The following is a 13,350-nucleotide window of genomic DNA, read 5'->3' as shown; positions in this document are numbered from 1 at the left end:
TGCCGAAACCACCTTCGCGCAAGCTTCGCGCTCTACTGTCCGTCCTGTAATGTGGCGGCAGGATGCGATGCAGAAGAATTTCCGGCAGTTTCTCGAACAGTTTTCAGGGGCGCTCGCCCGGCTCGGGACGAAGCGGCTGATCGCGCTGGGCCTCGTCGGCGCGGCGCTTTTCGGCACGATCCTCTTCTCCAGCTTCTATTTCAGCCAGCCCGCCTATGAGACGCTCTATGTCGGCCTCAACCGCGATGATGTGAACCGCATGGGCATGGCGCTCGGCGAGGCGGGAATACCCTTCGACGTGAAGTCGGACGGCACCTCCATCCTCGTTCCCTTCGGCAAGGCGGAGCAGGCGCGCATGCATCTGGCCGAAAAGGGCCTGCCGACCAGCAATAATGCCGGCTACGAGCTTTTCGACAATATGGGCTCGCTGGGCCTCACCTCCTTCATGCAGGAAATCACCCGCGTGCGTGCGCTCGAAGGCGAGATCGCGCGCACCATCCAGGCGATCCGGGGCATCAAGGCCGCGCGCGTTCATATCGTTTTGCCGGAGAAGGGCAGCTTCCGGCGCGGCGACCAGAAGCCTTCCGCTTCCGTGGTGATCCGTACAGAGGGCGGTTTTGCAGTCGAATCGGCGCAATCGATCCGTCAGCTCGTTGCCGCCGCCGTTCCCTCGCTCGATGCCGCCGCGATCACCGTGATGGATACCAATGGGCGGCTGCTTGCCTCCAGCGATAGCGCCACCAACGGCGCGGCGGTCGCGGCGGCGACGCTCGAGGCGCAGGTCTCCGCCTCCATCGACGACAATATCCGCAAGGCGCTCGCGCCCTATCTTGGGCTAGGCCATTTCCAGACCAGCGTGCAGGTGGCGCTCGATACCGACCGCAGGCAGGTCAACGAGACGGTGTACGACCCCGAATCGCGGGTGGAACGCTCCGTGCGCGTGGTGCGCGAGAATGCCGCCTCGCAGAACTCCAAGGACGACAACGCCACCGGCGTGGAACAGAACATCCCGCAGGAGGAAATCCAGAGCCGGAACGGCGAAAGCTCGTCGGAGAAGAATGAGCGCCGCGAGGAACTGACCAATTACGAGATCAACAGCAAGACCGTCTCGACGGTGAGCGACGGCTATTCGGTCAAGCGGCTCTCCATCGCCGTGGTGGTGGATCAGGCGCGGCTGCTCGCCTCGGCGGGCACCAACCCGCCGCCCGCCAATTTCGTCGACGAGCAGGTGGCGAAGATCCGCGATCTCGTCTCCACGGCGGCGGGGCTCGACGCCCAGCGCGGCGACGTGGTCAATGTGACGGCGCTCAACTTCCTCGACGCCAGGGGTGAGGATCTGCAGCCGCTTTCGAAGCCGGTATCGGAGATGCTGCTGTCACAGGCCGGCAGCCTCATCAATGCCGCGGCGCTGATCGGCGCGGTGGTGCTGATCATCTGGTTCGGCGCGCGACCGCTGATGCGCGAAATGGCCGTTTCCAATGTGCAGGCTGTCGCCAAGCGCGAGGGCAGCGATGTCGCCATTCCCGATTTCACCGGCACGGGACAACTCGCCAATGCCGGCGAGGCTGCGCTGCCCGGCCCGACGAATTACGCCGCCCAGGCGCAGGAGAGCCTTGGCGACCTTCGCCAGCGAATGCGCGCCCCGGCGCGTTACCGGCTGGAGCAGATGATCGAGATGGACGAGGAGCGCGTGGCGGCGGTGCTGAAGCAATGGGTGCATGAAGACGCGCCGGTCGAGCGGCGCTTCGAGCCCGAGGCAACCGAGCGCAAGGCCGCCTGACGATGAGCGCCGTTTCCATCGCCAGTTTCCTGACCGACTTTTCGCCGCGGCGGATTCCCGACGAGCGGGTGGTGATCCTGTCCGCCTTGCGCGAGGAAGAGCCGGAACCGGAGCAGTTGGACGAGCCCAGCGCTGAACAGGCGTTCGAAGCGGCGGTCGATGTCGAATTGCAGGTAAAGCAGGCTTTCGAGGCGGGGCGCGAAGCGGGCCGGGCGGAGGCGGATGCGCTCTACGAGGCGGAGAAGCAGCGCCTGCAGCGCGCGCATGAGGAGGAGATGACGGGCATTCGAGCATCCGTCCTAAGCGAGACAGCGGACCGGCTGACGGCGCAGGTGGAGACGGCGCTTCAAACGCTGGAAGCCTCCTTCTCGCGCCAGTTGGCGGACCTGATCGAGCCGCTCATTGCCGCGCATATCGAGCGGGCGGCGGTGGCAGATTTCGCGCGGCAGGTTACGGCGTGCCTTCCCGCCGCCATGGGCATGGAAATCCGGGGGCCGCGCGACCTTCTCGACGCGCTGCACGGCCTCGAGGGCTTCGCATCCGAGAATTTCATTCCCATCGAGGCGAATGCGGCGGAACTCAGCCTGCGGCTTGACAACCAAGTCATCGAAACGCGGCTCGCGCCAATCCTCGCAGAATTGAAAGTTTTGATCCGATGAACCGGGACCCCGAGACCGATCGCGAAATCATTATCGTGCGCCGGGGCCATGGCGACGATCACGACGAGCATCATGGCGGCACCTGGAAGATCGCCTATGCGGATTTCATGACCGCGATGATGGCGTTCTTCCTCGTCATGTGGCTGATCAACGCCACCAATGAGGAAACCAAGGCGGCGGTGGCGAGCTATTTCAACCCGGTCAAGCTGGTGGACCGGCATTCGAGCCGCAAGGGCGTCGAGGAGATCGACCAGAACGACGGCAAGGTCCGCTTCGACAGCGAGAAGAAGACCGAGGAAGGCACCAAGGTCATCAATGACCAGAAATCCGAGGTGCCGACGGAAGCGGAAGAGCGGCTGATGTTCAAAGAGCCCTATGCGGTGCTCGCCGACATCGCCAATCAGAGCGGCGTGTTGCAGAACCAGTCGAAGGCGGGCGAGGGCGGCGCGAGCGTTGCCGGGCCGCTGACGGGATCGGAGGGCGGCAAGGCCTTTCGCGACCCCTTCAATCCTGATTACTGGTCGAACCGCGCCGACGACGAGCTTTTCCCCGCCATCGCCGAGCCTGCGCCGCCGAAGGCAGCCAAGGAGACGGGCGAGGCCGGGAAGGATGGGGCGGAGAAGCAGGAGGGCGCTGCCGACAAGCCCAAGGACGAGCCTGCGAAGGAAGAGAAGAGCGAGGGGGCCGCTTCGGCAAAAGCGCAGCAGGGCGCGGGCAGTGCTAATGGCACGGAAGCGCAAAAGCTGGTGAAGGATATCGCCGAGGCCACTGCCGGCGCGAAGACCGGGAACAGCCCCGACATTACCGTCGTGCCTGCCGAGGGCGGCGTGCTGATCCAGCTCACCGACAAGATCGACTATGGCATGTTCGCCATCGGCTCTGCCAAGCCGGACCGGCGCGTGATCGAGGTGATGGAGAAGATCGCGAAGATCATCTCGGAGCGCAAGGGCGACGTCATCATCAGCGGCCACACGGATGCACGGCCCTTCAAGAGCGCCACCTATGACAATTGGCGGCTCTCCTCCGCCCGCGCGCAGATGGCCTATTATATGCTGGTGCGCGGCGGGCTGGATGAAAAGCGCGTGCTGCGGGTGGAGGGCTATGCCGACAGGCAGCCGAAAAAGGCTGGCGATCCGAATGCGGCGGAGAACCGGCGGATCGATATATTTTTGAAGACGGCGCCGTAGAGGTGGTGAGGATGGAAACGTTGCACACCCCCCTCTGCCCTGCCGGGCATCTCCCCCACAAGGGGGGAGATTGGCCTTCATCGGTGACGGCGCTTAGTTCGGCTTGCATTGGCGATTGGCGAAAGCGGAAGTCACAGCCAATCTCCCCCCTTGTGGGGGAGATGCCCGGCAGGGCAGAGGGGGGTACTGTCCCGCCGACGTTTCCGTTCATGCGGAGAGCATCCTCATGAACAGCCTCCGGCGCTCCCTGCATATCCTCCTCCTCGCCGCCTCCACCTCGCTCCTCGCCACCAGCACTTTCGCCGCCTCGCCCTTGCCCAAGCTGGAACCCTACCAACTCGTCCGCTCGTTGCGCATGCTGCAGGACCAGGTAGTGGCGGGGAAGCCGGAGGCGTTGGCGATGCTGGGGCGGGTGCTGACGCGCATTGCGGGGCAGATGCAGGCGAGCCCTTCGGATGTGTGGTCGCAGCCGGAAAACCTCCATGCGGCGGTGATCTATCTGCTCAATGGCGGCAATCCGGAGGTGGTGCGGAGCATTCTCAAGGATGCGCCGCCCGAGATGCTCGCGCCGCGGCTGGTGGCGGGCGCGCTCGCCTATACGGATGCCAATACGGCGGAGGCGGTGAGGCAGTTCGCCGAGCCGCTGCCGCCAGGCCTTCCGCCGGAACTGGTGGCCTCGATCTATCTGGTGACCTCGCCGCCGCTTGCTTCCAGCGATCCGGCGCTGGCGCTGAAGCGGCTCGACACGATCCGCGTGTCGGTGCCGGGCTCGCTTTTCGAGGAGGCGGCGATCCGGCGCAGCCTCAAGACCGCGGCGCGCCTGAGGGATGCGGGCAGGGTGAAGCTGCTGGCGCGCAATTATCTCCAGCGCTTCTCCCGTTCGCCCTATGCAGAGGATTTCTACCTGCAATTTGTCGATGCGCTGATGCAGTTGAAGGACGGCATTTCCAACGACGACATTGCCGAACTGATGCGGTTCGCCAGCCCCATGGCGCAGCGGGCGTTCTACCTGCGCGTGGCGCGTGGCGCGCTGCTCGACGGGCAGATGGAGCGCGCGCGGTTCACATCAGCGAAGGCAGTGGAATTGGCGCAGCGACTGGGCCTCGACGACGCGCAGGCGCGGCTTTACTCGGCGGCGAGCGCGGCTGCCTCGACCGGAGCGAGCGAGGCGATCCGCACACTCTCGGAAATCCCGAGGGACCGGCTCCACGAGCGCGACCAGCGGCTGCTCGACGCGGCGGAGGCGATGGCGGGGCGCGTCGTGCGGGAGCCTTCCGCAAGGCCGGTTCCTGCTTCGGCTGATAAGGAGGAGGCGCGCCCCGAATGGATCGAGCCGGTCGCGGAAACCCCGCCAGTCGATAGCGCGGTGCAGGAGACCATGGACGAGACGAAGAAAAAGCTGGCCGAGATCGACCGGCTTTTGGGAAAGACGCAATGACGATCAAGGATATCCTGCCCCAGATGACGCAGCCCCCCGCCCACGCCGCGCGCACCGGCGGCAAGCACGCACTTCATGCCAATGAAAAGGATGCCGATCCAAAGCAGGCGGGCGGTTTCGAGGCGCTGGTGCGGGAGATGGCGGACAAAGTGGAGCCACGCGGCAAGCGGGTCTCGAAGCTGGAAGAAGCGGAAGCCGAGGATGGCAAGCCTGAGACGCGGGAGCCCGATCCGCTCTCGGCGCTCGCGGCGCAGGCCATGCTGGCGCTCGATCCCTTCCTGACCAGGAGCACGGAAACGGCGGCGGTGAGCGCGGAAGCGGATTTCCTCTTGCCCGACATGGAGGGGAAGAAGAAAGCCCCCGCCGACGATACGGTCGATGAAATTCCTGTCGATGCGGCACGTGCTGGGGACGCTGACGATCCCAAGGCCGAGCGCGTGAAGCCCATGGAACGGGCAGAACCCCAGGCGAGCAAGAAGCAGGCTGGTCATGCGGATGTCGCACCGCAGCCGGGCGGTGATGCTCCCGCGACGAATAGCCTAGCGTCTCCGAAGGCGGAGGCGGCGAGCCCGCAGGAGGAGACGAAGGGTGAGCCGCGAGATCCTCAGCCGGATGCGCCCAGCCAGCCTGTACGGAACGATGCGGTGTCCAGTGCAGAACGGGTGCAGCCAGCCACGCAAGGCACGGGCAACGCGCCAAGCGCTTCCGCTGCCCCACAGGCGCCCGCTAGCGCGGCTGCGCCCGTCCGGCAGCCCATGCATATCGCGGGCGTGGATGTCATCTCGGAGCGCAGCTATGGTGTCGCCAAAACGCTTCACATCCGCCTGCAGCCGGAGGACCTTGGAACCGTCACCGCGCGGCTCCGGCTCGTCCCTGAGGGTATGCAGGTGGAACTGATGGCGGACCGGCGCGACACGGCGGAGCGGCTTGCCGCCGACCGCGACATGCTGAGCAAGGCGCTGCAGTCGACGGGCCTCGGCGACAATGCCGTCGTCTCCGTCACGGTGACGGAGCGGGCCAATTCCTCGACCGCGAATATGGGAGGCGGCCAGCAGGGACAGCAGAATTTTGGCGCGCAGGACCAGTCCGGCGGGCGCAATGGCGGACAGGCGCAGACCCAGATGCAGGGAGAGGGCAATGGCAACCGGGGCGAGCGCGGGTCGTGGATGGATGATGAAAAAGCGCAGCGGGGCGGGACGTCCGCAGCCGTGGACGCGCCTTTGGGCCGCCGTCTCGATCGCGGTCTTGTGGTCTAGCCTGCTGGCGCCTCTCCCGGCGCGGGCGGAAAATTCCTGCGAGCGGGAGATGCACAAGGCTTCGGCCAAATACGGCATCCCCATCGGCATTCTCTATGCAGTGGGGCTGACCGAAACAGGGCGCAAGAATTCCCTGCAGCCCTATGCGATGAACATCGAGGGGAGCGCGAAATTCTTCCCCTCGGCATCGGCGGCGCTGCTCGGATTTCGCGAAGCGCAGAGGCAGGGGGCGAAGCTGATCGACCTCGGCTGCATGCAGATCAACCACTACTTCCACGGGAACAAGTTCCCCTCGGTGGCGCAGATGCTGGAGCCCCGCGCCAATGTCGATTACGCGGCGCGGTTCCTGAAAGAGCTTCGCGCGCGCGAGGGCAGCTGGACGCTGGCGGTGGCCCGCTACCATGCCGGGCCCAACAACAACCCGGCCCAGAAGAAATATGTCTGCCGCGTGATGGAGAATATGGTAGCGACGGGCTTCGGAAACTGGACGGCGCAGGCGCGGAAATTCTGCTTCGAATAGTCAGGTAACCTGCTGTCACTAAATGTGAATTCCATCGCTCCTTACAGTTTTATATAGCTAGAATGACAAGCGTTCTTGTTCCTGGCTCCTTCGGTCCCTGTGGCTTTTTTGACTCACTCCGCCCTCCAAATCATTGCCCCCAATTAATTGGGATTGCTGGCGAGTCATCGCGCCAGTTATCCGTTAACCATACGGGGCACATACTGATTCGGAGGCGGGCCGATGATTGTGGTTGTGGACGAACGCAACCTAGTGACCAGCGGATATTCCGCATGGTTCGGACGTGAAGGCATTTCAACGACAGGTTTTTCTCCAACGGATTTCGGCGACTGGGTCGACAGCGTCGCGCAGAGCGATATTCTGGCGGTCGAAGCTTTCCTGATTGGCGAATGCGCCAATCGCAACCACCTTCCACTCAAGATACGTGAGCGCTCTCCCGCGCCTGTTATCGCGGTGAACGATACGCAATCGCTGGAGCATACGCTGGAGCTTTTCCAGTCGGGTGTCGACGATGTGGTGCGCAAGCCCGTGCATGTCCGCGAGATCATGGCGCGCATCAACGCCATCCGCCGCAGGGCGGGCGTGGATGCGGCGAAAGGCGAGGCGGCGAGCACGCAGGTCGGGCCGATCCGCGTCTTCTCCGACGGGCGCGATCCGCAGGTCAACGGCGTGGAGTTCATCCTGCCCCGGCGCGAGCGGCGCATTCTGGAATATCTGATCGCCAATCGCGGCCGCCGGCTCAACAAGACGCAGATCTTCAATGCGATCTACGGAATCTTCGACGCGGAAGTCGAGGAGAACGTGGTCGAAAGCCATATCAGCAAGCTGCGCAAGAAGCTTCGGGAGCGGCTCGGTTACGATCCCATCGATTCCAAGCGCTTCCTCGGCTACTGCATCAACATCGAGTAATTCGCCGGGCCGGTTTCCCGGCCTGCCCATGTGCCGCTTTCCCAGTAAATCGTGAGTATCCGACTCGTATCGTGATTTCGAAGTTCTCGAGGTCGATATCGAAACCAAGCGAACTTCGAAATCACGATACTAGGGGGGCATCAGGTTCACGCAAGCGCCGTGGACTAGCCTCGGATTCCGGGATTCCCAAGTTTGGTTTTACGCATTGCGCGATGCCCGGCCCGGCCTGGCTGCGAATGCTCCAGGAGACACCTATGAGCCTTTATGGAATGATGCGTACCGGCGTTTCGGGCATGAATGCCCAGGTGAACCGGCTTTCGGCAGTCGCCGACAACATCGCCAATTCCTCCACCGCCGGCTACAAGCGCGCCAACACGCAGTTCTCCTCGCTGGTGCTGCCGAGCACGGACGGGCAGTATAATTCCGGCAGCGTCAAGACCGATGTGCGCTATGGGATTTCCGACCAGGGCGGCATCCGCCCGTCGGATTCGCCGACCGACCTTGCCATCGACGGCAATGGCTTCTTCGTCGTCAGCAATGCGAACGGTACACCATACCTGACGCGCTCGGGCTCGTTCGTAAAGGATCCAGACGGCTTTTTGCAGAACACCGCAGGCTACTATTTGATGGGCTATCCGGTGGTTGACGGCAAGGTGAATAACGTCGCCAACGGCTTCCAGGGACTTGAGAAGATCAACATCGCACAGATGGATCTGGTCGCTGATCCAAGCCGAAACGGCAAATTCACGGTCAATTTGCCGGCGGATGCCGAAATCACCCCGCCGCCCGCGGCTGGAGCGAACGACGCCAATTCGAAATTCACCAACAAGACCTCGCTCGTCGCCTTTGACAATCTCGGCAAGGCGGTCGTGCTTGACGTCTATTACACCAAGACCGCCGACAACACCTGGCAGGTCGCGGTCTATGACCAGTCGAAGGCATCGGCCAGTGGCGGCTTTCCCTATTCGGAGGGGGGGCTGCTTGAAACCTCCACCATGGCCTTCGACCCGGACACGGGCAAGCTGACGGGTGGAAACAACCTGACCGGCGGCAAGCTCGAGATCGATATTCCGGGCGGACAGACGCTCAATCTCGATCTGTCCGCGACGAAGCAACTCAGCGGCAAATACACGGTCTATGAAGCGAAGATCGACGGGCAGGGTCCGAGCGCGATCAAGAGCGTGGATATCAGCGATGACGGCTCGGTGGTGGCGCTCTACGAGAACGGCAGCCAGCGCGAGATTTACCGTATTCCGCTCGGCAATGTTGCAAGTCCGGACAATATGAAGGTCCTCTCCGGCAACGTCTATTCGCCCAGCGCGGACTCCGGCGATATCCAACTCGGATTTCCTCAGGATAACGGCCTTGGCAGCATTTCCTCCGGCGCGCTCGAGGAATCGAATGCCGATATCGCCGAAGAGCTGACCGAGATGATCGAGGCGCAGCGCAGCTACACCGCCAATTCCAAGGCCTTCCAGACGGGGGCGGATTTGATGGATGTGCTCGTCAACCTCAAACGATAGTTCTACAACCTCAGGGTTGGGCGTGCGGGCGCCCGGCCTTCCTTTAAACAAGATTTCGCCGGGATTTTGAGACCGAATACCGGGATTTCGCCACGAAATGCTTCCAATACTGGCGGGGATTGGATCAAAAATGTCACTTAGTTCTGCATTGCTTACGGCCCAGAATTCCCTGGCCGCAGCGTCGAAGAAGACGGCGGTCGTCTCCCGGAACATCGCGGGCGCAAGCGATCCAAACTATGTCCGGCGCACCTCTTCGCTGGTGTCGGGTGCATATGGCTCGCTCTCAGTGAATGTCGGGCGCGCGGCGAACGAGGCGCTGCTCACGCGCTATATCGAGGCCAACAGCCAGACCATGGCCTCGGACACGCTCGCCGCCGGGCTCGACCGGCTATCCTCGCTCTATTCCGCCAACGACTATGCCGGATCGCCCGCGGCGCTCATCGGCGACCTGCGCGATGCGCTGCAGACCTATGCCACGCAGCCGGGGCAGGGCACGACGGGCGACATGGCTGTCAACAAGGCCGTGCAACTCGCCCAGGCGCTCAACGAAGGCACGACGCAAATCCAGCAGCTGCGCGCCGATGCGGACCAGGATATCGCCACCTCGGTCGATGGCATCAACCAGCTGCTGGCGCGGTTCGAAGAGGTCAACGGCAAGATCGTCAATGGCACGCGCTCAGGGGCCGATGTCTCCGACTATCTCGACCAGCGGGACGCGATCCTGAAGGATCTGTCGGGCGAGATCGGCATCACGACGATGACGCGCAGCGACAACGACATGGTGATCTTCGCCGACAACGGGGTGACGCTGTTCGAAAAAACGGCGCGCCAGGTGAGCTTCGAGCCGACGCCGGGCTTCGCGCCGGGCACGAGCGGCAACAATGTCTATGTGGATGGCGTGCCGCTGTCGCACGGCACGTTCGACCAACCCTACGGCACGGGACGACTCTCGGGCCTCCTCCAACTGCGCGACCAGATCGCTCCGGACTATCAGAGCCAGCTCGATGAAATGGCGCGCGGCCTTGTCGGCATCTTCTCGGAAGAGGGCGGGCGGACCGGGCTTTTCAGCGTTACCGGCGATATGACCAAGCCGGGCGCGGCGGGGACGATCCATGTCCCCTCAGACTATATCCGCTCCGAAGGCGGCAATCCGGAATTGCTGCGCGACGGGCATGACGACATCTACAACAAGGACAATGCCTCAGGCTTCTCCGGGCGGCTGCAGCAGCTGATCGGCCTCATGGGGGAGAAGCGCCCGTTCGATACCGCGGCGGGCCTTGGCACGAATCTGAGCATCGTCGATTACAGCGCTGCCTCCTCCGGCTGGCTCGAGGGCAAGCGCAAGATCGTGACGGAAAACCAGGACTACAACGCCATCATCGCCTCGCGGGCGGAAGAGGCGCTCTCCAATGCCACGGGCGTCGATATCAATGAGGAAATGGCGCTGATGCTCGAAATCGAACAATCGTTCAGCGCATCAAGCCGGATTCTTTCAACCGTCGGCGCCATGCTCGACGATCTCCTCAATGCGGTGAGGTAAGGCCCATGAAGGCTCAATCAGTTTCCACCTACGCACTTAACAGCAGCCTTCGCTCGGTGGTTTCCAAGGCGCAGGCCGAACTCATCAAGGCGCAGAAGGAAGCCACCACCGGCACCGTCTTCGACGTGGGGCTGGCGCTGGGCTCGCGCGCGGGCCAGACCATCTCGCTGCGCAAGGAATATGACCGGCTGACCTCGCTCAGCGACATGAACAAGCTCACCGGCGAGCGCATGAAGACCTCGCAGACGGCGATCAGCGACGTCATCAAGGAATCGCAGAAATATCTCGCCAATCTGACCGGCGCGACCTCCACACCCGAAGGCAAGACCACCATCGTCGAGAGTGCCAAGGCGGGCCTGCAGACGATGACGGGCCTGCTCAACAGCAGCTTCAACGGCGAATATATCTTCTCCGGCGTCAATACGGATGTGAAGCCGGTCGCTGATTATTATGCCGATGGCAGTACCGCGCGAGCATCTGTCCAGCAGGCGTTCGAGGATCATTTCGGCTTCGGCATGGACGATCCGCAGGTGGCCGGCATCACGGGCGAGCAGATGACGGAATTCCTCGACGGGGCCTTTGCGGACGAGTTCAGCGAGGCCAATTGGAGCGAGAACTGGTCGCAGGCATCGAGCGATGTGATCAAGAGCCGTATCGCCCCGACGGAACTCGCCGAAACCTCCGTCAGCGCCAATGATTCAGGGTTCCGCAAGGCGGCGATGAGCTTCGCCATGGTGGCGGAGTTGGGCGGTATCGGCCTCAGCGACGGGGCCTTCAATGCGCTTGTCGATAAGGCCCTGACGAGCACGACTGAAGCCATTACCGGGGTGTCGCAGTCGCAATCGACCCTCGGCATCGCGCAGGACCGCACGGCGAGCGCCAATACCCGTATCGCGGCCCAGCTCAACATCCTCAACAACTCGGTCCTCGATCTGGAAGCGGTCGATCCCTACGAGGCGGCAACGCGCGTCACCGCGCTGCAGACCCAGCTCGACACCTCCTATGCAATGACCGCGCGGCTGATGAGCTTGAGTCTTCTCAATTACTTGAAGTAGATTTTTGATGTATCGATTCAAGTATACAAAATAACACATCAAGTAAAACATGAAGAACACTTAATTATATTGAGGTTTTTCTTATCGCAATGCCCCGGGAGACGCCATGTACCAGATGCGCTATGAAGATGTGATGAGTGAGGATGCCGGAAGCGCCAAGGAGCGCGAGCGCCAGCTCTTCGACCGCTGCATCGACATGCTGGTGGAGGCGCGCGAAAAAGGGGCATCATCGCGCGAGGCGATCGATGCCGGCTATTTCACGATGCGGCTTTGGACCACGCTGATCGAAGATCTGGGCAGCGCCGAGAACGCCCTGCCGAAGGAATTGCGCGCCGCGATCATCTCCATCGGCATCTTCATCCTCAAGGAGCTGGAGCGGATCAGGCAGGGGCAGTCCGAGGATTACGACACCATCATCGACATCACCCGCACGATCAGGGACAGTCTTTAATGGCACCCGCGCCGAAGAATACCATCCGCCTTTCGCTTCGAGCCGGTGAGAAGATCTATATCAATGGCGCGGTGCTGCGCGCCGACCGCAAGGTTTCACTGGAACTGCTCAACAACGCCACCTTCCTTCTCGAAAGCCATGTGCTGCAGCCCGAGCAGACGACGACGCCTTTGAAGCAGCTCTATTTCGCCGCGCAGACCATGCTGATCGAGCCGGCGCTTGCCGAAAAGGCGCGCGCGACGTTCAACACCATGCTCAAGGCGACGCTTGGCGCATTCGAGGATGCGGAAATTTTGAAGGGCCTGAAGCTGGTCGACGAGCTCGTCCATCAGGACCGTATCTTCGAGGCGCTGAAGACGCTGCGCGGGCTTTATCCCGGCGAGGCGCGGATCATGACCGGCGGTGAGACGGAGCGCAAACCTGAATCGAAAAATCAGCCCGCGGAGGCAATGGCATGACGACGACACCGAGCGTTTATAACCCGACGACGAACACCAACACCACTACGCAGAACACGCCCAAGACCACCAACGAGGCGACATCAGGGGCGGCGTCGGCGGATTACCAGTCCTTCCTCAAGCTGCTCGTGGCGCAGATGAAGAATCAGGACCCCACGCAGCCGATGGATTCCACGCAATATGTCTCGCAGCTTGCGACGTTCTCGAATGTCGAACAGGCGGTGCAGATGAACAGCAAGCTGGAGAAGTTGCTCGGCAATTCCCTGCTCTCGCAGGCGGACAGCCTTATCGGCCACACGGTCACGAGTGCGGACGGCAATACGACGGGCCAGGTGAAGTCCGTGCTCATCCAGCAGGACGGCAGCCTGCTCGCCAAGCTCGCCGACGGGAAAGAGTTGCCGATTACATCAGGGGTGACGATCAGTTAAGCGCTGGCTCCCTTCTCCCTCGTGGTTCGAGGCTCATTCCCCTTCGGGGCTTCCCTTCGACAGGCTCAGGGTCGCTCCTCATGGTCCATTCGCACCTCACCATGAGGGGGAAGGGAGCCAGCGCTTCCCGTAGCCCTCATCCTGAG

The 13,350-nt window shown here is 62.6% G+C and carries 13 protein-coding genes; all 13 read left to right on the top strand.

Annotated elements, in window-relative coordinates:
- Window positions 1-67: 67 nt before the first annotated feature.
- The 13 genes from fliF to flgD all read left to right on the top strand — a co-directional run bounded on the left by fliF (window position 68) and on the right by flgD (window position 13,204).
- Window positions 68-1,780, top strand: a complete 1,713-nt coding sequence (gene fliF, locus IEX53_RS14005) for a flagellar basal-body MS-ring/collar protein FliF (RefSeq protein WP_188824804.1) — start codon at window positions 68-70, stop codon at window positions 1,778-1,780.
- A 2-nt stretch (window positions 1,781-1,782) separates the two neighbouring features.
- Window positions 1,783-2,439, top strand: coding sequence for a hypothetical protein (locus IEX53_RS14000; RefSeq protein WP_188824803.1), 657 nt, complete (start codon window positions 1,783-1,785; stop codon window positions 2,437-2,439).
- Entirely contained in the window at window positions 2,436-3,626 is a 1,191-nt protein-coding gene (locus tag IEX53_RS13995) for a MotB family protein (RefSeq protein WP_188824802.1), read from the top strand. The genes IEX53_RS14000 and IEX53_RS13995 overlap by 4 nt, the downstream gene beginning before the upstream one ends.
- Window positions 3,627-3,852: 226 nt before the next feature.
- Window positions 3,853-5,064, top strand: a complete 1,212-nt coding sequence (locus tag IEX53_RS13990) for a MotC family chemotaxis protein (RefSeq protein WP_236016196.1) — start codon at window positions 3,853-3,855, stop codon at window positions 5,062-5,064.
- Window positions 5,061-6,320: a flagellar hook-length control protein FliK gene (gene fliK / locus IEX53_RS13985; RefSeq protein ID WP_188824801.1), complete on the top strand. Its 1,260-nt coding sequence runs from the start codon at window positions 5,061-5,063 to the stop codon at window positions 6,318-6,320. Before IEX53_RS13990 ends, fliK begins: the two co-directional genes overlap by 4 nt.
- A gap of 49 nt (window positions 6,321-6,369) precedes the next feature.
- Window positions 6,370-6,840 carry a transglycosylase SLT domain-containing protein gene (locus IEX53_RS13980; protein ID WP_188824800.1) on the top strand — a complete coding sequence of 157 codons (471 nt, stop codon included), beginning with the start codon at window positions 6,370-6,372 and terminating at the stop codon, window positions 6,838-6,840.
- Between the two features lie 222 nt (window positions 6,841-7,062).
- Window positions 7,063-7,749 carry a flagellar transcriptional regulator FtcR gene (gene ftcR / locus IEX53_RS13975; RefSeq protein WP_188824799.1) on the top strand — a complete coding sequence of 229 codons (687 nt, stop codon included), beginning with the start codon at window positions 7,063-7,065 and terminating at the stop codon, window positions 7,747-7,749.
- A gap of 254 nt (window positions 7,750-8,003) precedes the next feature.
- On the top strand, window positions 8,004-9,272 hold the full coding sequence (locus tag IEX53_RS13970) for a flagellar hook protein FlgE (RefSeq protein WP_188824798.1): 1,269 nt from the start codon (window positions 8,004-8,006) through the stop codon (window positions 9,270-9,272).
- Window positions 9,273-9,402: 130 nt separating this feature from the next.
- Window positions 9,403-10,812 (top strand): flagellar hook-associated protein FlgK, encoded by a 1,410-nt coding sequence (gene flgK, locus IEX53_RS13965; RefSeq protein ID WP_188824797.1) that lies wholly within the window; start codon window positions 9,403-9,405, stop codon window positions 10,810-10,812.
- 5 nt (window positions 10,813-10,817) lie between these two features.
- Window positions 10,818-11,867, top strand: coding sequence for a flagellar hook-associated family protein (locus tag IEX53_RS13960; RefSeq protein ID WP_188824796.1), 1,050 nt, complete (start codon window positions 10,818-10,820; stop codon window positions 11,865-11,867).
- Between the two features lie 106 nt (window positions 11,868-11,973).
- Complete coding sequence (gene flaF, locus IEX53_RS13955; protein ID WP_188824795.1) at window positions 11,974-12,318, top strand: flagellar biosynthesis regulator FlaF; 345 nt, start codon at window positions 11,974-11,976, stop codon at window positions 12,316-12,318.
- Window positions 12,318-12,776, top strand: a complete 459-nt coding sequence (gene flbT / locus IEX53_RS13950) for a flagellar biosynthesis repressor FlbT (RefSeq protein ID WP_188824794.1) — start codon at window positions 12,318-12,320, stop codon at window positions 12,774-12,776. Before flaF ends, flbT begins: the two co-directional genes overlap by 1 nt.
- On the top strand, window positions 12,773-13,204 hold the full coding sequence (gene flgD, locus IEX53_RS13945; RefSeq protein ID WP_188824793.1) for a flagellar hook assembly protein FlgD: 432 nt from the start codon (window positions 12,773-12,775) through the stop codon (window positions 13,202-13,204). The genes flbT and flgD overlap by 4 nt, the downstream gene beginning before the upstream one ends.
- The last annotated feature ends 146 nt before the right edge of the window (window positions 13,205-13,350 follow it).

Source organism: Paramesorhizobium endophyticum (genome assembly GCF_014640615.1).
Lineage (GTDB): Bacteria > Pseudomonadota > Alphaproteobacteria > Rhizobiales > Rhizobiaceae > Paramesorhizobium > Paramesorhizobium endophyticum.
Note: the sequence above shows the minus strand (reverse complement) of the source record. Positions and strands in the feature narration are given on the sequence as shown.